This is a genomic window from Methylobacterium haplocladii, assembly GCF_007992175.1.
GTDB classification, from domain to species: Bacteria; Pseudomonadota; Alphaproteobacteria; order Rhizobiales; family Beijerinckiaceae; genus Methylobacterium; species Methylobacterium haplocladii.
Map to the genome: position 1 here is coordinate 47,550 of NZ_BJZT01000038.1, position 24,654 is coordinate 72,203.

Annotated in this window: 23 protein-coding genes; 12 read left to right on the plus strand and 11 right to left on the minus strand. The window is 69.4% G+C overall.

Annotation, left to right across the window (positions count from 1 at the left end; genetic code table 11):
- Positions 1 to 4 precede the first annotated feature (4 nt).
- The 4 genes from MHA02_RS17365 (at position 5) to lpdA (ending at position 3,840) form a co-directional block, all read left to right on the plus strand.
- Positions 5 to 280, plus strand: a complete 276-nt coding sequence (locus tag MHA02_RS17365; RefSeq protein WP_147080980.1) for a DUF5076 domain-containing protein — start codon at positions 5 to 7, stop codon at positions 278 to 280.
- A gap of 27 nt (positions 281 to 307) precedes the next feature.
- Positions 308 to 1,693 carry a pyruvate dehydrogenase complex dihydrolipoamide acetyltransferase gene (locus MHA02_RS17370; RefSeq protein WP_147080984.1) on the plus strand — a complete coding sequence of 462 codons (1,386 nt, stop codon included), beginning with the start codon at positions 308 to 310 and terminating at the stop codon, positions 1,691 to 1,693.
- Positions 1,694 to 1,856: 163 nt separating this feature from the next.
- On the plus strand, positions 1,857 to 2,411 hold the full coding sequence (locus tag MHA02_RS17375; RefSeq protein WP_210245084.1) for an endonuclease domain-containing protein: 555 nt from the start codon (positions 1,857 to 1,859) through the stop codon (positions 2,409 to 2,411).
- A 7-nt stretch (positions 2,412 to 2,418) separates the two neighbouring features.
- Positions 2,419 to 3,840: a dihydrolipoyl dehydrogenase gene (gene lpdA / locus MHA02_RS17380; RefSeq protein ID WP_147080987.1), complete on the plus strand. Its 1,422-nt coding sequence runs from the start codon at positions 2,419 to 2,421 to the stop codon at positions 3,838 to 3,840.
- A gap of 127 nt (positions 3,841 to 3,967) precedes the next feature.
- On the opposite strand, the gene MHA02_RS17385 is transcribed toward lpdA, so the two are convergent.
- From MHA02_RS17385 to ppk2, 3 genes are all read right to left on the minus strand, one after another.
- Entirely contained in the window at positions 3,968 to 4,234 is a 267-nt protein-coding gene (locus MHA02_RS17385) for a DUF6894 family protein (RefSeq protein ID WP_147080990.1), read from the minus strand.
- Positions 4,235 to 4,239: 5 nt separating this feature from the next.
- On the minus strand, positions 4,240 to 4,422 hold the full coding sequence (locus MHA02_RS17390) for a DUF3606 domain-containing protein (RefSeq protein WP_147080992.1): 183 nt from the start codon (positions 4,420 to 4,422) through the stop codon (positions 4,240 to 4,242).
- 289 nt (positions 4,423 to 4,711) lie between these two features.
- Positions 4,712 to 5,620 carry a polyphosphate kinase 2 gene (gene ppk2, locus MHA02_RS17395; RefSeq protein WP_147080995.1) on the minus strand — a complete coding sequence of 303 codons (909 nt, stop codon included), beginning with the start codon at positions 5,618 to 5,620 and terminating at the stop codon, positions 4,712 to 4,714.
- 132 nt (positions 5,621 to 5,752) lie between these two features.
- On the opposite strand from ppk2, the gene MHA02_RS17400 reads away from it, so the two are divergent.
- A complete protein-coding gene (locus MHA02_RS17400; RefSeq protein ID WP_147080998.1) occupies positions 5,753 to 6,406 on the plus strand; it encodes a class II aldolase/adducin family protein in 654 nt (217 codons plus the stop codon).
- Positions 6,407 to 6,473: 67 nt separating this feature from the next.
- On the opposite strand, the gene MHA02_RS17405 is transcribed toward MHA02_RS17400, so the two are convergent.
- Together MHA02_RS17405 and MHA02_RS17410 are read right to left on the minus strand one after the other, a co-directional pair.
- Positions 6,474 to 7,727 carry a molybdopterin molybdotransferase MoeA gene (locus MHA02_RS17405; RefSeq protein ID WP_147081001.1) on the minus strand — a complete coding sequence of 418 codons (1,254 nt, stop codon included), beginning with the start codon at positions 7,725 to 7,727 and terminating at the stop codon, positions 6,474 to 6,476.
- 550 nt (positions 7,728 to 8,277) lie between these two features.
- Positions 8,278 to 8,460 carry a hypothetical protein gene (locus MHA02_RS17410; protein ID WP_147081004.1) on the minus strand — a complete coding sequence of 61 codons (183 nt, stop codon included), beginning with the start codon at positions 8,458 to 8,460 and terminating at the stop codon, positions 8,278 to 8,280.
- Between the two features lie 210 nt (positions 8,461 to 8,670).
- Between MHA02_RS17410 and MHA02_RS17415 the strand changes: the two genes are divergently transcribed.
- The 4 genes from MHA02_RS17415 to MHA02_RS17430 all read left to right on the plus strand — a co-directional run bounded on the left by MHA02_RS17415 (position 8,671) and on the right by MHA02_RS17430 (position 15,575).
- The gene (locus MHA02_RS17415; protein WP_147081007.1) at positions 8,671 to 9,915 is read left to right on the plus strand and encodes an efflux RND transporter periplasmic adaptor subunit; all 1,245 of its coding nucleotides are present in this window, start codon (positions 8,671 to 8,673) and stop codon (positions 9,913 to 9,915) included.
- Positions 9,916 to 9,926: 11 nt separating this feature from the next.
- Positions 9,927 to 13,064: an efflux RND transporter permease subunit gene (locus MHA02_RS17420; RefSeq protein ID WP_147081010.1), complete on the plus strand. Its 3,138-nt coding sequence runs from the start codon at positions 9,927 to 9,929 to the stop codon at positions 13,062 to 13,064.
- A 135-nt stretch (positions 13,065 to 13,199) separates the two neighbouring features.
- Positions 13,200 to 14,294: an HD-GYP domain-containing protein gene (locus MHA02_RS17425; RefSeq protein WP_147081013.1), complete on the plus strand. Its 1,095-nt coding sequence runs from the start codon at positions 13,200 to 13,202 to the stop codon at positions 14,292 to 14,294.
- Between the two features lie 99 nt (positions 14,295 to 14,393).
- Positions 14,394 to 15,575, plus strand: a complete 1,182-nt coding sequence (locus MHA02_RS17430; protein WP_147081016.1) for a GGDEF domain-containing protein — start codon at positions 14,394 to 14,396, stop codon at positions 15,573 to 15,575.
- 7 nt (positions 15,576 to 15,582) lie between these two features.
- Here the strand turns inward: MHA02_RS17430 and speB are convergent, their stop codons facing one another.
- Positions 15,583 to 16,566, minus strand: a complete 984-nt coding sequence (gene speB / locus MHA02_RS17435) for an agmatinase (protein ID WP_147081020.1) — start codon at positions 16,564 to 16,566, stop codon at positions 15,583 to 15,585.
- 158 nt (positions 16,567 to 16,724) lie between these two features.
- Here speB and MHA02_RS22410 point away from each other — a divergent pair, with 158 nt between their 5' ends.
- On the plus strand, positions 16,725 to 18,215 hold the full coding sequence (locus MHA02_RS22410; protein ID WP_244612429.1) for a TIGR04222 domain-containing membrane protein: 1,491 nt from the start codon (positions 16,725 to 16,727) through the stop codon (positions 18,213 to 18,215).
- 40 nt (positions 18,216 to 18,255) lie between these two features.
- Here the strand turns inward: MHA02_RS22410 and coaBC are convergent, their stop codons facing one another.
- From coaBC to ubiE, 4 genes are all read right to left on the minus strand, one after another.
- Positions 18,256 to 19,527, minus strand: a complete 1,272-nt coding sequence (gene coaBC, locus MHA02_RS17445) for a bifunctional phosphopantothenoylcysteine decarboxylase/phosphopantothenate--cysteine ligase CoaBC (RefSeq protein ID WP_147081023.1) — start codon at positions 19,525 to 19,527, stop codon at positions 18,256 to 18,258.
- 81 nt (positions 19,528 to 19,608) lie between these two features.
- Entirely contained in the window at positions 19,609 to 19,917 is a 309-nt protein-coding gene (locus MHA02_RS17450; protein ID WP_170249326.1) for a hypothetical protein, read from the minus strand.
- Positions 19,918 to 20,332: 415 nt separating this feature from the next.
- Positions 20,333 to 21,895, minus strand: coding sequence for a 2-polyprenylphenol 6-hydroxylase (gene ubiB / locus MHA02_RS17455; protein WP_147081029.1), 1,563 nt, complete (start codon positions 21,893 to 21,895; stop codon positions 20,333 to 20,335).
- A gap of 133 nt (positions 21,896 to 22,028) precedes the next feature.
- Positions 22,029 to 22,805, minus strand: a complete 777-nt coding sequence (gene ubiE, locus MHA02_RS17460) for a bifunctional demethylmenaquinone methyltransferase/2-methoxy-6-polyprenyl-1,4-benzoquinol methylase UbiE (protein ID WP_147081032.1) — start codon at positions 22,803 to 22,805, stop codon at positions 22,029 to 22,031.
- Between the two features lie 145 nt (positions 22,806 to 22,950).
- On the opposite strand from ubiE, the gene mutM reads away from it, so the two are divergent.
- The gene (mutM, locus tag MHA02_RS17465) at positions 22,951 to 23,841 is read left to right on the plus strand and encodes a bifunctional DNA-formamidopyrimidine glycosylase/DNA-(apurinic or apyrimidinic site) lyase (RefSeq protein ID WP_147081035.1); all 891 of its coding nucleotides are present in this window, start codon (positions 22,951 to 22,953) and stop codon (positions 23,839 to 23,841) included.
- 311 nt (positions 23,842 to 24,152) lie between these two features.
- On the opposite strand, the gene MHA02_RS23005 is transcribed toward mutM, so the two are convergent.
- Complete coding sequence (locus MHA02_RS23005; protein WP_170249329.1) at positions 24,153 to 24,332, minus strand: hypothetical protein; 180 nt, start codon at positions 24,330 to 24,332, stop codon at positions 24,153 to 24,155.
- Between MHA02_RS23005 and MHA02_RS17475 the strand changes: the two genes are divergently transcribed.
- The gene (locus MHA02_RS17475; protein ID WP_147081040.1) at positions 24,331 to 24,654 is read left to right on the plus strand and encodes a type II toxin-antitoxin system RelE/ParE family toxin; all 324 of its coding nucleotides are present in this window, start codon (positions 24,331 to 24,333) and stop codon (positions 24,652 to 24,654) included. The two genes, MHA02_RS23005 and MHA02_RS17475, sit on opposite strands and share 2 nt — an antisense overlap.

The window sequence follows — 24,654 nt, forward strand, 5'->3', positions numbered from 1 at the left end:
CGTGATGACCGAAAAATTCGCCGAACTCGCCATTCCCCCCGACGCCCTCGAACAGGGCGGCATCGAGGTGCTGCGCGCGGCCGTCGTCGACGGCGCCGTGAGCGTGGCCCTACGCCGCTCGTTCGACGATCCCGCCACCTGGGGCCGCCTGCTGATCGACCTCGCCCGCCAAGCGGCGCGCGCTTACGCGCTGGAGACGGACATGTCGGAGGAGGAGGCGTTCGAGCGCATCCGCGCGGGCATCGAGGCCGAGAGCCTCGACCCCGGCAGCTTCAACTGACCGATCGCACGGGAACCGAGAAAAACCATGCCGATCAACGTGCTGATGCCCGCCCTGTCTCCGACCATGGAGAAGGGCAACCTCGCCAAATGGCTGAAGAAGGAGGGCGACACGGTCAGATCCGGCGACATCCTCGCCGAGATCGAGACCGACAAGGCCACCATGGAAGTCGAGGCGATCGACGAGGGTATCCTGGCCAAGATCGTCGTGCCCGAGGGCACCGCCGACGTGCCGGTGAACGACCTGATCGCGCTGATCGCAGGGGAGGGCGAGGATCCCGCCGGCGTCACGGCGGCGTCGGGCAGCGCACCTGCTGTCAAGACGGCGGCCAAGCCCGCCCAGACGGCGGACGCGAACGTCGCGCCCGGCGGCGGTCATCGGGAGGACGCCCGCGTCGATGCCGCTCCCGAGGGCGCGAGGACGAACGGCGCCGCTGAGCCGGCAAAGACTCGCGTCTTCGCCTCGCCCCTCGCCCGACGCATCGCGGGACAGGAGGGCATCGACCTTTCGGCGCTGAAGGGCTCCGGCCCGCACGGCCGGGTGATCGCCGCCGACGTGCAGGCGGCCAAGGCGGCGGGCACCGGCAAGCCCACGCCGACGACCACGACGGCGCCAAAGGCCGCCTCCACGCCGCCAGCCCCGGCGGCGCCGGCAGCCGGTGCTCCTGCCGGTCTCGGCCTCGATCAGGTCCGCGGCTTCTACAAGGAGGGCACCTACGAGGAGGTGCCCCTCGACGGCATGCGCAAGACCATCGCCAAGCGCCTCACCGAGGCGATGCAGGTCGCCCCGCATTTCTACCTGACGGTGGATTGCGAGATCGACGCGCTGATGGGGCTACGCGAGCAGATCAACAGGAGCGCCGGCAAGGACAGGGACGGCAAGCCGGCCTTCAAGCTGTCGGTCAACGACTTCATCATCAAGGCGATGGGTCTGGCGCTCACCCGGGTGCCCGCCGCCAACGCCGTCTGGGCGGTGGACCGGGTGCTGCGCTTCAAGCATGCCGAGGTCGGCGTCGCGGTGGCGATCGACGGCGGCCTGTTCACGCCGGTGATCCGCGAGGCGGACCGGAAGACGCTCTCCACCATCTCCAACGAGATGAAGGATTTTGCCGCCCGCGCCCGTGCCAAAAAGCTGAAGCCGGAGGAATACCAGGGCGGCGTCACCTCGGTCTCGAACCTCGGCATGTTCGGCATCAAGCACTTCACCGCCGTGATCAACCCGCCCCAGTCGAGCATCCTCGCCGTCGGCGCCGGCGAGAAGCGCATCGTCGTCAGGGACGGTGCCCCGGCGGTCGCCCAAGTCATGACGGCGACCCTCTCCTGCGATCACCGCGTGCTCGACGGGGCGCTCGGTGCCGAACTGATCGCGGCGTTCAAGGGGCTGATCGAGAACCCGATGGGGATGCTGGTTTGATGGCGGCGGGCCGCGTCGATTGCGCGGACGCTCTTCCCTCCCCCTCGTGGGGAGGGATTGAGGGTGGGGGTCGGGACGAGGTACCGGCGCCTGATGCGGTACTACCCCTGCCCCTCCCGGCAAGGAGGAGGGGATCGCCGTTGCGTACTGAACAAGCGTGACGATGCCCTGGAGCGAAGCGCCCGTTAAGCCGATGACGCCGCGAGCCGCAGCAAGCGCCCGCGTGCTTCGACAGCGTCTCACGGAACCGGATAAGCGGCTCTGGTGGCATCTGCGCCATCGATTGCCCATCGCCGGCACGCATTTTCGGCGTCAGGTGCCGATCGGCCAATACGTCGCCGACTTCTGCTGCCTATCTGCGCGACTCGTCATCGAAGTCGACGGCGGCGGCCACAGCTACGATGCCAAAGCTGCCGACGACGCACGCCGCACGGCGGTGCTGGAGGCAGGCGGCTACCAAGTTCTGCGCTTCACCAACGGCGAGGTGATGCGCGAGATCGATAACGTGCTGGACACCATCTTCGCTGCGATCACCGCGGGTTCCCCTCCCCATTGCGGGGGGGTCAGGGGTGGGGGTGGCGCCCCCGAACTCAGGCTTCAACGAAGACAGTGCAGTCAGCCGAAGAAAAGGCTCGCCGCCCAACGCGACACCGCACGACGCAAACGGAACCACCCCCACCCCCGGCCCCTCCCCGCAAGGGGGAGGGGAGAAGGCTGAGAGCTGAATGTCCGACACCTACGACGTCATCATCATCGGTGCCGGGCCCGGCGGGTACGTCACGGCGATCCGGGCGGCGCAGCTCGGTTTCAAGACGGCGGTCGTCGACCGGGAGCACCTGGGCGGTATCTGCCTGAACTGGGGCTGCATCCCCACCAAGGCGCTGCTGCGCTCCGCCGAGATCTACCACTACATGCAGCATGCCGCCGATTACGGGCTGAGCGCCAAGGAGGTCAGCTTCGACATCGCGGCGGTGGTCAAGCGCTCGCGCGGGGTCTCGGGCCGGCTCAATGGCGGCGTCGGGATGCTGCTGAAGAAGAACAAGGTCGACGTGATCTGGGGCGAGGCCGCCATCGACGCGCCGGGCCGGGTCACGGTGAAGGAGACGGCGCGGGCGCCGGCGCCGAAGGGAGCCAAGGGCGCGGGCAGCTACGCAGCGGAGCACATCATCGTCGCCACGGGCGCACGGCCCCGCGCGCTACCCGGCATCGAGCCCGACAAGCAGAAGATCTGGACTTATTACGAGGCCATGGTCCCCGAAACGATGCCCAAGAGCCTGCTGGTGATGGGCTCCGGCGCGATCGGAATCGAGTTCGCCTCGTTCTATCGCACCATGGGCGCCGGGGTGACGGTGATCGAGCTGCTGCCGCAGATCCTGCCGGTGGAGGATGCGGAGATCGCCGCCATCGCCCGCAAGCGCTTCGAGAAACAGGGCATCCGGATCCTCACCGGCGCGAAGGTGACGACGGTCGAGAAGGGCACCGACTCGGTCACGGCGACCGTCGAGGACGACAAGGGCGGCTCGCAGACGCTGACGGCCGAGAAGCTGATCTCGGCGGTGGGCGTCGTCGGCAACATCGAGAATCTCGGCCTCGAAAAGCTCGGCGTGACCATCGAGCGCGGCATCGTCGTCACCGACGGGCTCGGGCGCACCAACGTGCCGGGGCTCTACGCCATCGGCGACGTCGCCGGGCCGCCGATGCTGGCGCACAAGGCCGAGCACGAGGGCGTGCTCTGCATCGAGACGATAAAGGGGCTGCCCACCCACCCGATGGACAAGGCCAAGATCCCCGGCTGCACCTATTGCCAGCCGCAGATCGCCAGCGTCGGCCTCACCGAGGCCAAGGCCCGCGAGCAGGGTTTTTCCGTGAAAGTCGGTCGCTTCCCGTTCGCCGGCAACGGCAAGGCCATCGCACTCGGCGAGCCGGAGGGGCTGATCAAGACGATCTTCGACGCCAAGACCGGCCAGCTCCTCGGCGCGCATATGGTCGGCGCGGAGGTCACCGAGCTGATCCAGGGCTACGTCGTCGCCATGAACCTCGAGACCACCGAGGAAGACCTGATGCACACGGTTTTTCCGCACCCGACGCTCTCGGAGATGATGCACGAGAGCGTGCTGGATGCGTATGGGCGGGTGATTCATTCGTAGGCACCGTCATCGCGAGCCGAAGGCGAAGCGATCCAGCGCCGACGCCCTGACGGTCCGGCTGTGGCCCTGGATTGCTTCGCTACGCTCGCAATGACGGTGGCGAGCCATCACGCGGCGGGCGATTGCCTCAATGCCGCGTCTCGTCGTCCGGCTGCGCCACCGGCTCGGCCACCAGCGCATCGGTGAGCGGGAACTCCAGCACCACCTCCTCGCTCGCGTCGGTCACGAAGATCACCGCCTGGAACAGGGCCGGGTCGCTCTCCGCGCCCTGGAGGAGCTGGAGAGCGAGGGTGCGGGCGGCATTCCAGGCGGCGTCCGGGTCGGCGAGGTCGCGACCGTCGGGGTCGACGATGACGTCGTCGTCGATATGGGTGTGGAAGAAGTAGCGGGGCATGGGCGTCAGCGCTTCTTGCCGAGTTCGGCGGCGATGTCCTTGGTCATGCGGCCGACCTTGCGATGGGCCGCCGTGAGCTGGTCCTGGGTCACGCCCCAGCGCTTCATCCAGTACTCGACGGCCTTGCGCTCGGAGAGGTCGAGCCGGTCCTTGTCGATGAAGCCGCGCTTGTCCTTGAGACCCGCCATGATCGCTCCTGTGAGGAGCCCGATGTCGGGTTCGGGGGAGGGGAGGTCAAGCGCCGTCTGCTCGCAGGAGGCGGCTGGGCGCGAAAACAGGCCTCCGCCCCGGACAATTTCGACGACACGGCGGAACACCGGGGCCCTCGATAGCTTAACCATTCATCAAGACACGATGGAGCGTCCGATGGGTGGGGAGCTGGTTGTATTCGTTCTCGCGGCCGCGACGTTCGCCGGCTACGTCTTCGGCAGCGACGCGCTCAAGGCCGACACACGGCACTGAGCCAAGGCGCCTTCGTCAGAACCGATCCGGCACGTAGAAGTCCTGCGGGATCGGCTGCCGGGCGTAGTCCTCGTGGCGCACGCGCGGCGGCAGCGTCACCGGCGGGTGCGGAACATCGCCGTAGGGGATCTGCTGCAGCAAGTGGCTGATGCAGTTGAGGCGGGCGCGCTTCTTGTCCACCGCCTCGACGAGGCGCCAGGGCGCCTCCGGGATGTGCGTGCGGGCCAGCATCTCCTCCTTGGCGCGGGTGTAGTCCTCCCAGCGACTGCGTGATTCGACGTCCATCGGGCTGAGCTTCCACTGCTTCAACGGATCGTGGATGCGCATCTGGAAGCGGAATTCCTGCTCCTCGTCCGTGATCGAGAACCAGTACTTGACGAGGATGATGCCGGAGCGGACGAGCATGCGCTCGAACTCGGGCACGGAGCGGAAGAATTCCTCCACCTCGCCCTCGGTGCAGAAGCCCATCACCCGCTCGACGCCGGCGCGGTTGTACCAGGAGCGATCGAACAGCACGATCTCGCCGGCCGCCGGGAGATGGGCGACGTAGCGCTGGAAATACCATTGCGTGCGCTCGCGCTCGCTCGGGGCGGGCAGGGCCGCGACGCGGCAGATGCGCGGGTTGAGCCGCTGGGTGATGCGCTTGATCGCGCCGCCCTTGCCGGCCGAGTCGCGCCCCTCGAACAGCACGACCACCCGGAGCTTCTGGCTCTGCACCCAGTCCTGCAGGCGCACCAGTTCGTGCTGCAGACGCAGCAGCTCGCGGAAGTAGACCTTGCGGTCCATGCCCTTGGGCTTGTGTCCGGTCGCGGCCGAGGCGAGGCCTTCGAGGCGCTCGTCCTCGAGTTCGAGCTCGAACTCCTCGTCGTAGCTGTCGGCCAGCTCGCGGCGGATCGCCTCGATGGTGGCTGCGTCGTCGGTCATGTCTCGGGGCTTCCGCTTGGATCGTCGCTCCGGGCTTAGACCGCGTTTCATGACAGCCCTGAGAAGGTCGGCGCCTTCCCGGTTGTCAGGGCCGCCGGCGTGGAGGAAGAGGGGGCGTCTCAGGAGGCCGCCATGTCCCGCCACACCGAATTCACGGTGCGCCAGTCGATCGTCGACGCGGCCCGCAGCCTGAGCGGGCTCGGCCTCAACCACGGCACCTCGGGCAACGTCTCGGTGCGCTGGGAGGACGGTTTGCTGATCACGCCGTCGGGCCTGCCCTACGAGCAGATGAGCGCCGACGACATCGTGCACCTGCGGATGGACGGCGGCTTCGACCATCCGCTGGTGCCCTCGAGCGAATGGCGCATCCACCGCGACATCCTGGAGGCCCGCGCCGACGTGAACGCGGTGGTCCACGCACATCCGATCCACTGCACGGCCTTCGCGATCTGCGGGATGGAGATCCCGGCGGTGCATTACATGATCGCGGCAGCAGGCGGACCGACGGTGCGCTGCAGCGGCTACGCCACCTTCGGCACGCCGGAGCTGTCGGAACTCGCCCTCGAAGCCTTGCAGGACCGCACCTGCTGCCTGCTCGCCAACCACGGCATGATCGCCACCGGGCCGGGGCTCGCCAAGGCGCTCTGGCTCGCGGTGGAGCTGGAAACCCTGTGCCGGCAATACGCAGTCGCTCTGCAGGTCGGCACGCCGCGCGTGCTGCCGGACGACGAGATCGCGCGGAACGTAGAGAAGTTCAGGAGCTACGGGCCACGGCCGAAGGGGTGAGGCGGCTCGCATCGCTCCGGGGCGAACGCTTCGGTCGTGCGCGCGCCCCGATCGATCGAACGCCGTGTCACCACAACAGCGCGTGCGGATAGAACCGGATCGTCTCGCCCTCGCTCACCCCCGCCGCGTCATCCAAGAGTTCGGCGAGGCCGTCGCTCTCGGTCAGCGAGGTGAGGGCGGCGCTGCCGTCCTTCGGGTATTTTTGGGCCGCGACGACACCGTCGGCCCCGGATGCGAGGCTGACGCGAAGGTATTCGCGGCGGCCGGGCTTCTTGCGGTAACTGAACGCGGCGCGCACGGGCTGCGGCATCAGCGGAACGAGGCTCTGGCCGGCGAGCCGCGCGATGAGCGGGCGCACCACGAAGAGCAGCGTGACGTACGCGGCGACGGGATTGCCCGGCAGCCCGACGAAGGGCGTTCGGCCGATCTGGCCCATGGCGACGGGCCGGCCGGGCCGGATGGCGAGGCGCCAGAAGGCCAGCCGCCCTACCGCCTCGACGGCGGCCTTCACGTGGTCCTCCTCCCCCACCGAGACGCCGCCGGAGGTGAGGATGAGGTCGTGATCCGCTGACGCGGCCGCGAGCCGGCGCGCCAGGACCTCGGGCTCGTCGCGAAGGATGCCGAGATCGGAGACCGCGACCCCGAGGCGGCGCAGCAGCGCGCCGAGCATGACGCGGTTCGCATCGTGGATCGCGCCGGGCCGGAGCGTCGCGCCGGGCTCGGTGAGTTCGTCGCCGGTGGAGAACAGCGCGACCCGCAGGGGGCGGCGCACCGCAAGGCGGTCGAAGCCCACGGCGGCGGCGAGCGCGAGATCCTGCGGCCTCAGGCGACGGCCGGCGGGGATGACGCGGTCACCGCACCCCACATCCTCACCGGCCCGGCGGCGGTTGGCGCCGAGCTTGAGCCCATGAGGCAGCACGACGCGGTCGTCCCCGGCGCGCACGTCCTCCTGCATGAACACGGTGTCGGCGTCGTGGGGCATCGGCGCGCCCGTAAAGATGCGCACCGCCGTGTCACCGGCAAGCACGCCCTCTGCCGAGGCGCCCGCCGTCAGCCGGCCGCCCAGCGGCAGTACGGTCTCGCCGCCGGGGGCCAGCGCGGCATGGCGCACGGCGTAGCCGTCGACGGCGGCGTTGTCGAAGGGCGGCAGGTCGCCGGGAGCGCGGCACTCTTCGGCACAGATACGGCTGTCGGCCTGAGCGAGCGGCACCGTTTCGATGCCGGCGACCGCGCAGACCCGGCGCGCGATCAGCGCCACGGCTTCGTCGACGGTCATCGGTGCCTCGCCAGCGGCGAAGCAGTCGTCACTCAACTGGGCCATTCTGCCGCGCGGGGATCCCGAACCCTGGTCGCCGCAGCGTATTCCGTATCCGCTGGGGCCGTCCCGGTATCGGCGATGCCGGCCATGCCGTCGAGACCAGACAAGAGAAAGACCCGACGTTGCGAATGTCGGGCCTTCGGCAGGGTCCACGCTTTCGGGTTCAAGGGTTCTCCGTGAGAAGACCGGGCCAACACCGACGAACCCAGAAGTTCGTCGCAGTCGGCACTCGCCCTCCCGAAAGCCTCATCCCTGTCGGTGCTGATTCGGTGGATCGTCCGCGTCACCGTCATCGGTGCGCGACGTGGAGAGAACTACGGAAAGACGCATGCGCGAGCCTCCTTCATCTCTATCCTTCGCCGCTGCGGCCTCAGCTCTGCACCGGCGATGAAGGGATGCTAGGCCCTGATTCGGTGCCTTGGCAAGGGTTAGTCGGCACACGGAATGGTGATTGCAGGATGTGGCATCAAACCATCGACATCCATGGATAACAATAAGGCACCCTTCGACGAAGGATGCCTTGGAATAATACCTCGATCGTCGTGCGTGAACGCTACGAGATCAGGTCGAGCTTCGCGGCCTGTACGCCGCCGGCGCGGATCTGGTCCGGCAGGGACGCGTAGTCCGCGTACCCGGCCTCTCGGGCCATCGCGTCGAGAGCGGTCTTCTCGTCATGGGCACTACCGGTCCAGAGAACGGCGCCGCTGGTCTTCTGCTTGATTTGGAAAATGCTCATGGGACACCGTCCGGGCAGATCGCGCACTGTACTGGTTAACGTGCGGCCCATCGTCTGGTTGCACTGCACCACTGCGATTGCCGGAGAAATGCCGGGTCCCGCGTGCTAACATCGCCTGCGCGGCCGGACATGACACGGTCACGCCTTGAAAACGCCGGTCTGGGGCGGGACGAAAGGGCGGCGCGGGGTGCCCGTGAGCGAAGCGTATCGATGACCCAGACCCGACTCCTTCCCCTGCTGACGGCCGTTCTGATGGCGAGCGCCTGCCCGCCCGCCCGTGCGGCCGAGCCTGCGACCGTGCCGGATCCGGCCGCGCTGCTGCCGGCCGTGAGCGTCGTGCCCGCCGAGACACGCGAGATCGTCGAGCGCGCGGTGGTCACGGGCACACTGGTGCCGCGCGACGAGATCCTGGTGGCGCCGGAGGTCGAGGGCCTGCGCATCACAGAACTCCTGGTGGAGGAGGGCGACACGGTCGCCAAGGGCCAGGTGCTCGCCCGCCTGTCCATCGAGATGATCGAAACGTCGGAAGCCTCGAACGTCGCGGCGATCGCCCGCGCCGAGGCGGCGATCGTCCAGGCCCGAAGCCAGATCACCCAGGCCGAGGCGGCGAACGTCGAGGCGAAGCAGGCTCTGGAGCGCGCACAGTCCCTGGTGAAGACCGGCAACGCCACGGCGGTGACGCTGGAGCAGCGGGTCTCGACGGCGCAGGGTGCCGAGGGCCGGCTCGCGGCGGCCAAGGGCGGCCTCGACGCGGCCAAGGCCGATCTCGCCACCGCGCGGGCGCAGGCCAAGGAGATCGGGTTGCGCCGGGCACGCACCGATATCCGGGCGCCCGAGGCCGGCATCGTCAACCGCCGGACGGCACGCATCGGCGCCACCGCCACCGCCGTGGGCGAGCCGCTGTTCCGTCTGATCGCCCGCGGCGAGATCGAGCTGGAGGGCGAGGTCCCGGAGACGGCGCTGCCGCGCCTCTCCGCCGGCAACCCGGCCCGGCTCGACCTCGACGAGGTCCGCTCGCTCGGCGGCCGGGTGCGAAGAATCTATCCGGAGGTCGACCGGATGACCCGGCTCGGCAAGGTCCGGATCGCACTCGATCCCGATCCGGCTCTCCATATCGGGGCCTTCGCCCGCGGCAAGGTCGAGGTCGCGCGCCGTACCGGCGTCTCGGTGCCGCTCGCCGCCGTGCTCTACACCGCCGATGGCGGCGCCACGGTGCTGGTCGTCACCGACGGCAAGGTCGAGGCCCGCAAGGTGACGATCGGCCTGTCGGCGGAAGGCTTTACGGAGGTTCGCTCGGGCGTTGCATCGAGCGAGTTCGTGGTGGCTCGCGCCGGCTCGTTCCTGCGCGACGGCGACCGGGTGCGCGCCGTGCCGCCGAAAGCGGCGCAGGCCAAGGCCGACGCTGACAAGACGGAAATCCCGAAGGCCGAACAGGCCTCGGCCGAGCCCCGCTGAGGACGTCAGCCATGCGCCTCAACGTCTCGGCCTGGGCGATCCGCAAGCCGATCCCGTCCCTCGTCTTGTTCATGGTGCTGATGGTGCTGGGGCTGGTGAGCTTCCGCTCGCTGCCGATCACCCGCTTCCCGAACATCGACATCCCGATCGTCTCGGTGACGATCACCCAGTCCGGCGCCGCGCCCTCCGAGCTTCAGACCCAGGTCACGAAGTGGGTCGAGGATTCGGCGGCGGGGGTGAAGGGCGTCAAGCACGTCCTCTCGGCGATCTCCGAGGGATCGTCGGTCACCACCATCGAGTTCCGCCTGGAGGTGAACCAGGACCGCGCCGTCAACGACGTGAAGGAAGCGATCAACAAGATCCGCATCAACCTTCCGCGCACCATCGACGAGCCGATCATCAGCCGCGTCGAGATCGCCGGCCTGCCGATCATGATCTACGGCGCCTCGGCGCCGGCGATGACGCCGGAGGACCTGTCCTGGTTCGTCGACGACGTCGTGGCCCGGCAGGTTCAGGGCGTGAAGGGCGTCGGCGGCGTCGAGCGCCTCGGCGGCGTCGCCCGCGAGATCCGCGTCACGCTGAAGCCCGACCGGCTTCTGGCCCTCGGCATCACCGCGGCCGACGTGAACCGTCAGGTCCGGCTCACCTCCGCCGACATGGCCGGCGGGCGCGGCGAACTCGCCGGCGGCGAGCAGTCGATCCGCACGCTCGGCGGTTCGGCGAGCCTCGAGACGCTCGGCGCGACCTCCATCGTCGTTCCGGGCGGCCGCAAGGTCCGGCTCGACGAACTCGCGACGCTGGTCGACAGCGCCGAAGAGCCGCGCACCTTCGCCCGCTTCAACGGCGAGCCCGTGGTGGCCTTCGCCATCTCGCGCTCCAGCGGTGCCAGCGACGCCGAGGTTTCGGTCGGGGTCGCCAAGAAGATCGCGGAGTTGCACGCCTCCAACCCCGGGGTCCGCTTCGACGTGATCGACACCAGCGTCACCGGCACCATCGGCAACTACCACTCGGCGATGCTGGGGCTCCTCGAAGGCGCCGCTCTCGCCGTCGTCGTGGTGTTCCTCTTCCTGCGCGACTGGCGGGCGACGCTCATCGCAGCGGTGGCCCTGCCGCTCTCGGTCCTGCCGACCTTCTGGGTAATGAGCGCGCTCGGCTTCTCGCTGAATGCAGTCAGCCTGCTCGCGATCACGCTGGTGACCGGCATCCTCGTCGACGACGCCATCGTCGAGATCGAGAACATCGTCCGTCACATGCGGCTCGGGAAATCGCCCTACCGCGCGGCGCTCGAGGCGGCCGACGAGATCGGGCTGGCCGTCATCGCCATCACCGCGACGATCATCGCGATCTTCGCGCCGGTCTCGTTCATGGGCGGCATCGCCGGGCAGTATTTCAAGCAGTTCGGCCTGACCATCGCCGCCGCGGTCTTCATCTCGCTGCTGGTGGCGCGGCTGATCACGCCGCTGCTCGCCGCCTACTTCCTGCGCGATGCCGGTCACGAGGAGCACGAGGGGCCGGTGCTGCGGGCCTATGCCCGCGTCGTCACCTGGTCGGTGCGCCACAAGTTCGTCACGCTGGTGCTCGGCCTCGGCTGCTTCGCCGGCTCGATCGCCTCGGCCGGACTGCTGCCGGCGGGCTTCATCCCGGCGGAGGATGCGGCGCGCACGATGTTCGTGGTCGAGCTGCCCCCCGGCGCCCGGCTCAACGACACCGTCACGGTGGCCGACGAGATCGTGGACAAGATCCGGGCGCTCCCCGAGGTGCGCAGCGTCTTCGTCGACGGCGGCCGCCAGCTGCCCGGCAAGAAAGAGGTCCGGCTCGCCAGCCTGACCATCAACCTGACCCCGAAGAACACCCGCCACCTCACGCAGAAGCAGGTCGACGGCAAGGTCGCGGACATCCTGCGGCAGGTGCCGGACATCCGCTTCTGGGCCCTGCGCGAGGGCGGCCAGCGCGACCTCGCGCTCATCGTCACCGGCCAGGACAAGGCGGAGGTCGCCGAGATCGCCGCCCGGCTCCAGCGCGAAGCCGCGGCCGTGCCGCACCTCGTCAACGTGATGTCCACGGCGCCGCTCGACCGCACCGAGATCCGCATCACGCCGAAGGCCGGCATCGCCGCCGATCTCGGCGTCTCCACCGACCTCATCGCCGAGACGGTCCGCGTCGGCACCATCGGCGACATCGCGGCGAACCTCGCCAAGTTCAACGCCAAGGATCGGCAGGTCCCGATCCGGGTGCAGCTTCCCGAATCGCTGCGCGGAAAGCTCTCCGAGCTCGAAGCCCTGAAGGTGCCGGTGAAGGCGGGCGCGGCCGTACCGCTCTCCACCGTGGCCGACCTCTCCCTCGGCCGCGGCCCCACCGCGATCGACCGCTACGACCGCTCGGTCCGCGTCGCCATCGAGGCCGACATGCAGGGCTCGGACGCCCTTGGCTCGCTCATCGAGCAGATCCTCGCGCTGCCGGCGGCGAAGAACCTGCCCGAGGGCGTCAGCATCCGCCAGACGGGCGACGCCGAGGTGATGGGCGAGGTCTTCGAGAGCTTCGGGCTCGCCATGGGAGCCGGGCTGATGATGGTCTTCGGCGTGCTGGTGCTTCTGTTCGGCAACTTCCTGCAGCCGCTGACCATCCTGTTTTCGCTGCCGCTCTCCATCGGCGGTGCGATCCTGGGGCTCCTGATCTGCCACATGCCGATCTCGATGCCGGTCGTCATCGGCATCCTGATGCTGATGGGCGTGGTGACCAAGAACGCGATCATGCTCGTCGACTTCGCCATCGAGGAGATGGCGCGGGGCGTCGACCGCATCACGGCGATCACCGATGCCGGCCGCAAACGCGCCCGCCCCATCGTGATGACCACCATCGCCATGGCCGCCGGCATGGTGCCCTCGGCACTCGCGCTCGGCATCGGCGGCGAATTCCGCGCGCCGATGGCGGTGGCGGTGATCGGCGGCCTCATCGTCTCGACCGGTCTGTCGCTGATCTTCGTGCCGGCGATCTTCATCCTGGTGGACGACCTGTCGCGCCTGTTCGTGCGGCTGTTCGCCCGCTTCGTCGGCGAGCGCGACGACCCCGAGGACGAGATCGGCTACGTGCCGCCGGGCCATGCGGCGAACGAGCCGGGGGTCTACGGCCCGCGCGTGGCTGCGGAGTAGGACAGGGACGGTCGGGGCGGGACGATCCGTCGCGGCGTTGATGCTTCGGAAACCATCACAGGCTAATCTAGCCTCTACCCCTTGCGGATCCGACGTCCCGTCCAGGCTCCGGGGCGACGGGCGTATGACGGCCCCATGCAGGAACCCTGCGTCCTCCTCGTCTCGGACCGTCGCGAGCGGGCCGACAGGCTCGCCAGTGCGATCGGTCTGATCCGGCCCTGCCAGGTGATCGAGCCGGGGCGGAGGCTGCCGGCCGGCCCGCCGCTCGCCTTCCTCGTCGATCTCGCCGACGGACTGCCCGACAGCACCTGGGGCGAGACGTTGACCCGGCGCACCCGCACCGAGGCCGTTCCCTGCCTCTACGTCGCCCGCGGCGGGGAGGGTCCCGACGGGATCCGCCGCTTCGGTGCGCCCACCGTGATCCCGGCCGGCTCGCGCTCGGCCGGCATCGTCTCGATCCTGCTGAAGCTTCTCGACGAGGCCGGTGCCGCCGGGGCGACCTGCGCCCGGCTCTCGGCCCGGGTCGCGACCGCGACCAGCCTCGTCACCGGTCTGTTCGACGCCGCCGCCGCCGGCCGGTCTCCGAGCGCGGCGGAGGCGGAGGAGGGCACCGAGATCGTGCTCGCCGCCGTCTCGGAGGCCGGCATCCAGGCCTGGCTCGACCGGCTGCGCCAGCACCACATCGGCATCTACCAGCACTCGCTCAGCGTCGCCGGGTTCGCTGCCGCCTTCGCTGGGGAACTCGGCCTCGGCCGCCGCGACCGCCGCCGGCTCGCCCAGGCCGCCCTGCTCCACGATATCGGCAAGGCGCACACCCCCGCCGCCATTCTCGACAAGCCCGGACCGCTGACGCCCGACGAGATGCTGGTGATGCGCGCGCATCCCACGATCGGCGCCGACCTGCTGGCTCAGGACGGGGCCTACGACGCGGCCATCATCGACGTGGTCCGGCACCATCACGAGCGGCTCGACGGCAGCGGCTACCCCGACGGCCTCAAGGGCGACGCCATCGGCGACCTCGTGCGCCTCGTGGCGATCTGCGACGTGCACTCCGCCCTGACCGAGCGCCGGGCCTACCGGGCTGCCTTGTCCGGTCCCGATGCCCGGCGGATCATGGACGGCATGGCCGGCCAGCTCGATGCAGATCTGCTGCGCGCCTACGCCCCGGTCGTCCTTCGCGCAGAAGGGAGCATCGCTACAACGCAAGGTCACGTTCTCGCGGGATCGTAGAACCATTTCGTAAGGAACGAACGCTTAGTCTCCCGAGGAGGACCGGCTCGTGGAGGCCGTGTCTTCGAAGGCCGAGATCCACGTTCGACCCGGCTGTCCATGCGCGACAATCCCCTCACGTACAGCTTGCCGCGCTGGCGCCTGACCCGCTGGCTCGCCGATGCCGGCCGGGACGTGCCGCAGGACATCCGCGTCGCGTTGATCGGCAGCCTCTACGGCACGCTGCCGATCTTCTTCGGCGGAGTCGCGAACACCATCGGCGTGGCGGTGCTGATCGCGCTGCGCATTCCGCATCCGCACGTCCTCGCCTGGCTCGTCCTCGAGATCGCGATCTGCGTGGCCCGGCTCGTGGTCCTCGTGGTCGCGCAGCACGCCGCGGCGGCGGGGCGGCGCACGCCCACGGACCTCACGCTGCTGCTGGCCCTGGCCTGGTCGGCGAGCCTGGGTCTCGGCGCCCTCGTCAGCCTGGAGAGCGGCGACTGGGTCTCGGCGACCCTCGCCTGCCTTTCGGCGGCCGGCATGGTCGGGGGAACCTGTTTCCGCAACTTCGCGGCCCCCCGGCTCACCGCGGCGATGATCGCCCTCACGCTCGGGCCGATCTGCATCGGGGCCGCGGTCGCCGGCGAGCCGATCCTGTATCTCAGCTTCCTGCAGCTTCCGTTCTACATGCTGGCCATGACGTTGGCGGCCTACCGGTTGAACCGGATGATGGTCGCGACGATGCAGGCCGAGCGCGAGAACGGCTTTCGCGCGCATCACGACGCCCTGACCGGCCTGTCGAACCGCTCCGGGCTCGCCGCCGCGATGGAGGCGATGCTGGCCCTGCCGCGCGGGCCGATCGGCCTGCTCTATCTCGACCTCGACGGCTTCAAGTCCGTCAACGACACCTACGGCCATGCCGTCGGCGACCGCCTGCTCCAACTGGTCGCCGACCGTCTTCGCGAGGAAGCCGGATCGGACGATCTCGCCGCCCGCATCGGCGGCGACGAGTTCGTCGTGCTCTGCGAGGGCCGGAGCCGCGCCGAACTGATCGGCCTCGGCGAGCGCCTGATCGCGCGGATCTCCGAGCCCTATGCCTGCGGTCCCGAAGCGCCTGCGCTCGTGAGCGTCAGCGTCGGGATCGCGCAGCGGCCGGAGCACGGCGACGACATGACGAGTCTGCTCCAGGCCGCCGACCGCGCCCTCTACCGCTCCAAATCCATGGGCAAGGGCCGCTGCACCCTGGCCATGCGAAAGACCCGCGACGCCGCCGGGCCGGCCGAGAACCGCCGCTCGGCGTGAGCCTCCGTCACCCCCGCCGGCGCGCCACGGCTTCGGCGAGCAGGCACAGGATCTCGAACAGCAGCGCGCCGCCGGTGATCGCCGTGATGCCGGACGGGTCGAGGGGTGGCGCCACCTCGACGAGATCGGCCCCCGCCCAATCGACCCCGCGAAAGCTGCGCAGCAGGTGCAGCGCCTCGCGGGTGCTGAAGCCGCCGATCTCGGGCGTGCCCGTCCCCGGCGCGAAGGCGGGATCGAGGGCGTCGATGTCGAAGCTCAGATAGGCGGGCGCCGCGCCGACGATGGCGCGGGCCTCGGCCGCCACCTCCGGCAGGCCGCGGGCGCAAACCTCCTCCATCTCCACGATCCGGATACCCTGCGCCAGCGCCCAGGCCCGCTCGTCCGCCGCGTCGAGGCTGCCGCGGATGCCGATCTGCACGCAGCGGCGCGGGTCGAGCACGCCGTCCTCCACCGCGCGGCGGAACGGCGTGCCGTGGGTGAGACGTGAACCGCCGTACTGGCCGTCGTCGGTGTCGCTGTGGGCATCGATGTGGATCAGCCCGAGCGGCTGTCCGGCGCCGAGTGCCCGCAGCACCGGATAGGTCAGGAGATGATCGCCGCCGACCGAGAGCGGCACGATCCCGGCCGTCACGAGGGGCGCGTGGAACGCCTCGATCCGACGCACGGTCTCGGCCACGTCCACCGGGTTGACCGGCACGTCACCGAGATCGGCGCAGGCCGCGAGCGCGTAGGGCGCGATGCCGGTGGCGTGGTTGACCGCCCGCGTCCCCGTCGAGGCCTCGCGCACCCCGCGCGGGCCGAACCGCGCCCCGGGGCGGTTGGTGGTGGCGCCGTCGAAGGGAATGCCGATCAGGCCGATCTCGATCGCCCCCGGCGCCACCTCCGGATCGAGCACCGGCAGCCGCATGAAGCTCGGCACGCCGGAGAAGCGCGGCGTGTCCATGCCGGAGGCCGGCCGGAACCGGGCGAGCCTGTCCGCATGCTCGGCCATGGCGTGTCTCCCCGACGCGGGACCTCGTCCCGGTTTCCCCCATCAAGCAGCCTGGCGGGTGCTCCCGCAAGGGTGCCCGCGAATCATCCGATCCGTGCAGGCGCACGAAAAAGCGCAACGGAATCAAAGCGGCGCTGCCGATATGGTATCATGGGCGCATGATCGGTTCCGGCTCGATCCAGGCTTTGGCGGGTGCAGCGATGCATGAGGTCGAGCGCGTCGCCTGGACACCCGACCAACGCGACCTGCTGCGGCGGATCGAGGCGCATCCGTTCGAGCGGGCCGACCACGCTCTCGACTTTACGAGTCGGCTCGCCCGCGACCGCGGCTGGAGCCTCGCCTTCGCCCGCGGCGCGGTCGCCGAGTACCGCCGCTTTTGTTTCCTGGCGATGGTCTTCGACACGCCCGTCACCCCGAGCGAGGAGGTCGACGAGGTCTGGCACCAGCACCTGACCTATTCGCGCGATTACTGGGAGGTCTGGTGCGGGCCGGTGCTCGGCCGGCGCCTCCACCACGACCCGACCGAGGGCGGCGCCTCCGAGCAGGGCCGATACCGCATGCAATATGCCGAGACCCTGGCCCGCTACGAAGCCTTCTTCGGGCCGCCCGATCCGTGCTTCTGGCCGGCGACGCACCGACGGTTTCGCAGCCGGCCGCGTTACCGCATCGTCGACGGCGACCGCGTCTGGACCGTGAGACGGCCGGCGTTGCCCGGCTGGTTCGCGCGGCCTGCGATGGTGATAGGCCTCGCATTCGCCGGGCTCGGCGCCCTGCCGCAGCCGGCCTTCGCGCTGCCGCTCGATCCGCTGGACTGGACCGCCGATCCCTTCCTCAGGCTCTATGGCGGCCTCGTCGCCGTGGCGGTTCTCGTGGCGCTGGTGCTGCGCTCCGCCCTGAGCGGCGGAGGTGGGGCCGTGCCGGCAAGAGACCTCGACGTCGTCGAACTCGCCTTCCTCGCCGGCGGTTCGGGCCGGGCCACCGACGCCGTCATCCTCGGGCTGATCGACCACGGCGCCGCGAGTTTCTCGACGGGGAGCGGCCACGTCACCGTCGAGGACAGGGGCATCCCCCTGCCGCCGAGCCTGGAGCGGTACCGCGGCCTAGCGGAGGGGACGGTGCCGCGTTCCACCCTCAGCCGGGCGCTGAGACCGCATATCGAGGCCGTGCGTGCGGGACTGGTCGCGCGTGGGCTCGTGCCCGGTCGGGACATCCTGAACCGCATCACGTTCTGGACGCTCGTGACGGTGGCGCCGGTGGTGCTTTTCGGGCTGGCGAAGATGGCCGTCGGCACGGCGCGGGGAAAGCCGGTCGGCTACCTGTTCCTGCTTGTCGCCATCCTGATCGTGCTGACCACGCTGATCCTCTCCATGCGCCCCTCGCACACCCGGATCGGTGCCGGCGTGCTCGCCGGCTACCGGGACCGGCACGCCAGGGCGGCGCGGGCGCCGCGCGAGCGCGAAATCCTGTTCGCGTTCGCGCTGGGCGGCGCGGCGATTCTCGCCGGTACCCCCTACGAAGCCTATGCCCGGTTCTCGCAGGCCGCGAACGCCGGCAGTTCCGGCGGTGGCGGTGGTGGGGACGGCGGGGGAGGCGGCGGCTGTAGCGGAGGAGGTGGGGGTGGGGGTGGTTGCGGCGGGTGCGGCTCCTGATCCGTCCGGCGACGTGCCAAGGCGTCGGACGCGAGCACCGTCATTGCGAACGAAGCGTCCCGCCCAACACCTCCGAGAACCGCGCCACCAGCCGCCGGGCCACCTCGTCCTTGTCGAGCTTGGGCCAGGTCTCGACGCCGCCGTCGCGCGCGAGCAGATGCACGGTGTTCTCGAGGCCGCCCATGACGCCGCCCGCATGCGACACGTCGTTCGCCACCAGCAGGTCGCAGCCCTTTTTCGCGAGTTTCGTTCGGGCGTTGTCGAGCACGGCGTCGGTCTCGGCGGCGAAGCCGACGACGAGGCGGGGGCGGTTCTGCGGGCGTCCGGCGATGGTCGCGAGGATGTCGGGGTTCTCGACGAGGGCGAGCGGGGCGGGGGCGCTGCCGTCCTTCTTGATCTTGCCGGCGCGGGCCTCGGCCGGGCGCCAGTCGCCGACGGCGGCGGCGAAGACGGCGATGTCGGCCGGCAGCGCGGCCTCGACGGCGGCCAGCATTTCCCGCGCAGTCTGGACCCGGACCACGGCGACGCCCGTCGGGTCCGGGATCGCCACCGGCCCCGACACCAGCGTCACCCGCGCGCCGGCCGCCTGCGCAGCCGCGGCGATGGCGTGGCCCTGGCGGCCGGAGGAGCGGTTGGCGAGATAGCGCACAGGATCGATCGGCTCATGCGTCGGCCCCGAGGTGACGAGCACCGTCTTTCCCGCGAGCGATCCCTGCGGCACCCGCCCGGCAAGGAAACCGAAGCCGCCACGCTCCTCCCGCGATGCGAGCATCGCTTCCAGCGCATCGGCGATCTCGTGCGGTTCGGCCATGCGGCCCGGCCCGTACTCGGCCTCGGCCATGGCGCCGTCGTTGGGGCCGACCACGGCGACGCCATCGTCCTGGAGGATGGCGAGGTTCCGCCGCGTCGCCGGATGCCCCCACATCCGCACGTTCATGGCCGGGGCGATCAGAATCGGCAGCGTCGTGGCGAGCAGCACCGTCGTGGCGAGATCGGGCGCGTGCCCGCCGGCCATGCGCGCCATCAGGTCGGCCGTGGCCGGCGCCACCACGATGGCGTCGGCGTCCCGCGCCAGCCGGATATGCCCGATCTCGGCCTCGTCCGCCCGGTCGAACAGGTCGGTATGGGCACGGGCCCCGGCGAGCGCCGCGGCGGCGAGGGGCGTCACGAATTCCTGCGCCGCCCTGGTCAGGACCGGTCGCACCGCAGCGCCGCGCTCGCGCAGCCGCCGGATCAGATCGAGTGCCTTGTAGGCCGCGATGCCGCCGCCGATGACGAGGAGGATGCGGCGGCCGCCGAGAGACTGGGACATGGGTCTAGTCAGGCGAGTCCGGCCGATGCGTCAAGGGCGCCGCGTTGGGCCGCGCCCTTCGAGAGCGCGATACGCGCGATCTCAGACGTAGGATCGCTGTCTTTCGAACGTGTTCGACAGTTCCTTCCAGAGTGCCGCCTGCATGTTGGCGATCTCGTGCGACGCCGGCACGTCGATGATCGTGTCCGCAACGAAGTGGCAGACCGCGGATGCCTCTTTCAGATCGATGTAGTTCTTGTCCAGCAACGTCCGCAAGATGCTGGTTGCGAGCGCGAGGTTGGCAGCGCCGCTTAACCTTAGAACGTCTTCGGTCATCTCGGCATGTGAACGGTCGATCGCCTGCGTGGGTCGTCGACTCGGCCGAAAAGCCAGATTTAACCAGTTCATCATGCTTATTCCCCCAGGTATAAGTCTATTGTCTCCACAGCCTGAGTGTCCATACGTAACCGACCACCATCGCATGATAATCCCGCCCGATGGCTAAAATCGCGCAGCGGCCGCCATTCGGCCCAGGTTACAACTTCTGATGATTGTAGAGCGGGATCGGATGGAGAGCAGCTGACCGGGTTTCATGCATTCGCGTGCGACACCAGCGATCCTGCACGTGATTCCGCAATATTCGGTAGCGCCACCTCGAATACCGAGCAGACAAGGATGATCTTCGTGCTGCGAGCGGCAATCGTTTCGGCAACAGCAAGACGAGCGACGATCGCTGTCCATGGCGATCATCGTGCATCACCATGGACCATCTCGTCGGCGGACTCGGATGAACCGATCCGTCTCTCGGTCCTCGATCGTCAAGCCTTCACTTGAACGCCAGCACCAGCGCCCCGAGCGCGATCGTCCACAGCGCCAGGGTCGACCAGACCGCCCGCCGCTTCTCGGCCTTGGCGATGCGCTCCAGCGCCCGCACGTCCCGCGCGCCCTCCTCGTCGAGGCGCACCATGATGCGGCGGACGCGCTGGGCGATGTCGGGGAGGTCTGAGACCACGTCGGACAGGGTCATCGCGGCACGGCCGGCGCCCTCGATGCGGCCGAGGGGACCGAGGTTGCGGGCGATCCAGGATTTCACCACCGGCTCGGCCCCGGTCCACATGTCGAGGTGCGGATCCAGCGAGCGGGCGACGCCCTCCACCACCACCATGGTCTTCTGCAGCATCACGAGTTCGGTGCGGGTGCTCATGTCGAAGAGCGCGGTGACGTCGAAGAGCAGAGTGAGCACCTTCGCCATCGAGATCTCGTCGGCCGGGCGCTGGTGGATCGGCTCGCCGATGGCGCGGATGGCCTGGGCGAAGTCGTCCACCGAGTGATGGCGCGGCACGTAGCCGGCCTCGAAATGCACCTGCGCCACCCGGCGATAGTCGCGGGTGATGAAGCCGAGCAGGATCTCGGCGAGGAAGCGCCGCTCGGGGAGGCCGAGCCGGCCCATGATCCCGAAATCCACCGCCGTCAGGCAGCCGCTGCGGTCGACGAACAGGTTTCCGGGATGCATGTCGGCGTGGAAGAAGCCGTCGCGGATCGCCTGACGCAGGAAGGACTGGATCACCGAGCGGCCGAGCGCCTTGGCGTCGTGCCCCTCGGCGACGATGCGGGCACGGTCGCTGAGCCGGATGCCGTCGATCCACTCGCTGGTGAGGATGTTGCGGGAGGTCAGCTCCCATTCCGGGCGCGGTACCCGGAAGTCGTCGTCGGCCTTGGTGTTCTCGGCGAGCTCGGACATGGCGGCGGCCTCGAGCCGCAGATCCATCTCCATCATCACCGAGCGGGCGAGCGTCTCGACCACCTCGCGCGGGCGCAGCCGCTCGGCCTCGGGCCAGAGCGCGTGCACGATCCCCGCCATGAAGCGCATGGCCTGGAGCTCACGGGCGAACTGCGCCCGCACGCCCGGCCGCATCACCTTCACGGCGAGCGGACGCAGGGTGCCGTCGGCGTCGAGCACCTGCGCCTTGTGCACCTGCGCGATCGAGGCCGCGGCCACCGGCTCGCTGAAGCTCGCGAACAGCACGCCGATCGGCTTGCCGAGATCCTGCTCGATGGCGCGGATCGCCACGCCCTGCGGGAAGGGCGGCACCCGGTCCTGCAGGCGCTCCAGGTCGCGCGCCGCGGCCATGCCGACGATGTCGGGACGCGTCGCCAGGAACTGCCCGAACTTGACGTAGGACGGCCCGAGCCGGGTCAGCGCCCGCTCCAGGGGGCTCGCCCCGGCATCCTTGGCGACGCCGCGCCGCTCCAGCGAGCGCCCGACCTTCAGCGCGAGACGCAGATGCGGCGGCAGCTCCGCCGTATCGATCAGCGCGAGCCCGCCCTCCCGCGCGAGGACAAAGCCGACATGCGCGCCGCGGACGAAGTGGAAGAGGGCGCCTAGCATAGGGACAACGCTTCGTTTCCCCATCCGTCATTGCGAGCGTCGCGAAGCAATCCAGGGCCCCACACACGACGCCAGGGCGTCGGCCCTGGATTGCTTCGCGACGCTCGCAATGACGCTGGAGAGGGCCGAGCCACTAAGCCACCTTCCAGCCGGAGTGGATCGCCACGATCCCCCCCGACAGCACCCGGTGCGTCACGCGCGAAAACCCGGCCTCCTCGATCATCGCGGCGAACCGTCCGGGGGAGGGGAACTTGCGGATGGATTCGACGAGGTAGCGGTAGGATTCGCGGTCGCCGGCGACGCGCGCGCCGATGCGCGGGATCACGTGGAAGGAATAGGCGTCGTAGATTTTTTCGAGGATCGGCAGGTCGACCCGCGAGAATTCGAGGCAGAGGAAGCGCCCGCCCGGCTTCAGCACGCGAAAGGCTTCCTTCAGGGCCATGTCGATGCGCGGCACGTTCCGGATGCCGAAGGCGATGGTGTAGGCGTCGAAGGTGTCTTCCGGCAGCGGCAGGGTCTCGGCATTGCCGGTGACGAAGTCGATGCGGTCACCGAAGCGCGTGCCGGCGCGCCGATTGTCCGCCCGTTCTTGGCCGACCCGCAGCATCGCCTCGTTGATGTCGAGCACCGTCACCTTGGTCTGCGGGCCGCCGGCCTCGAGCACGCGGAAGGCGACGTCGCCGGTGCCGCCGGCCACGTCGAGATGGCGGAAGGGGCGGTTCTGGCCGGGCCGCAGCATCCCGATGAGATGCGATTTCCAGGCGCGGTGCAGCCCCCCCGACATCAGGTCGTTCATGACGTCGTAGCGCTTGGCCACGGAGCGAAACACGTCGTCGACGCGGCCCTGCTTCTCGGCGAGGCTCACGCGCTCGAAGCCGAAATCCGCCGTGCCGTCGTCTGCCGCGCTCATGCCGCCCCACTCGTCCTGACCCGCGCCTCATAGCGAATGCGCCGCGGGACCGCCATGTGGAGAAGCCGCGGCACACCGGTTATGACGCCACGGGTCGCCTGTTTCACGTGAAACAATTCCTACAACGCCCTTCGCGATCCTATCGATGCCCGAACTGCCCGAAGTCGAAACCGTGCGTCGGGGTCTCGCGCCCGCGCTGGTCGGCGCGCGTTTTTCGCGCGTGACCCTGCGGCGGCCGAACCTGCGCTTTCCCTTTCCCGAGCGCTTCGCGCAGCGCCTCGAGGGCCGCACGGTCACCGACCTCGCGCGCCGGGCCAAGTACCTCACCGCGCATCTCGATTCCGGCGAGAGCCTGATCATGCATCTCGGCATGAGCGGCCGCTTCGACGTCGCCCTGCCGGACGGCCGGAATCTCTCGCCGGGGGATTTCTACCTCGAAGGGGCGCTCGGCAACACGAAGCACGACCACGTCGTGATGGCGCTGAATTCGGGCGCGACCATCACCTACAACGACGTCCGCCGCTTCGGCTTCATGGACCTCGTGCCGACCGACACGCTGGCCGCGTGCCGGCACTTCGCCGCCATGGGCATCGAGCCCCTGAGCGAGGCGCTGACCGGCGCGACCATCGCGCGGCTCTTCCGCCACAAGATCACGCCGCTGAAGGCCGCGCTCCTCGACCAGCGCCTGATCGCGGGCCTCGGCAACATCTACGTCTGCGAAGCACTGCACCGCGCCCGCCTCTCGCCTCTCGCGATGGCCGGAACCCTGGCCAGGTCCAACGGCACCCCGACGCCGAAGGCCAACGCCCTGGCCAAGGCGATCAAGGCAGTGCTCACCGAAGCCGTGGCGGCGGGCGGCTCGACGCTGCGGGACTACGCCCAGCCGGACGGGGCGCGCGGGTCCTTCCAGCACGGGTTCCGCGTCTACGACCGGGTCGGCCATGCCTGCACGACGCGGGGGTGTGTTGGGCGGGTTTCTCGGGTTGTGCAGTCGGGGCGGTCGACGTTTTTTTGTGAGGTGTGTCAGGGGCCGTAGGCTCGGCGCGACGAGGCTCCTGCCGAGATCCCTCCGCGCACCGACGGTCCGGCTACACCGTCAGCGGGGCGCATTGCGCCGAAGGGACTGCATGCACCAGATTTCGAGACGCTCCCGCCGAACGCATTTGCGACAAAGGCAGGCGAGGCCGGATGAGGCGACTTTCGCGGTTCCGTGCTATCAATCCTCAACCGCGAGGAGGGCCATCGAGCATGCCGCCCGTTGACACGATCAGCCTCACCCTCTCGCCCGACATGCTCCGCGCCGTGCGCGAGAGTGTCGACGCGGGCGAGTATGCTTCAACCAGCGATCTAATGCATGACGCCGTCCGGCTCTGGCAGCGCCAGCGCCAGGAAGACGCAGAACGATTGGATGCCATCCGAGCCCGCATCCGGCGTTCGCTGGACGATCCGCGGCCGGCGCTCACAATCGAGGAAGTCCGAGCCCGGATCGGCGCTCTTCACGCCGAGACCGTGAAGGCCCATCGCCATGAGGCGACTTGAGGTCGTCATCAGCGGCGAAGCGGACGCTGACCTCTTGCAAATCTATCGGTGGGTCTACGAAGCGAGCCGTGATCCGCAGGTTGCAGACCGGTTTCTCGACCGGCTGATCAGCCGATGCGATCGCATCGGCGACGCACCCCGAGGCGGTCGCCCGCGGGACGATCTGGAACCCGCGCTACGGACAATGCCGTTCGAGCATTCGGCCGTGATCGCCTATCGCGTGGAGCCTGACCACGTCCTGATAACCAACATTTTCTACGGCGGCCGGGACTACGAAGCCCTGTATCGAGGGCACGACGACACCGACTGA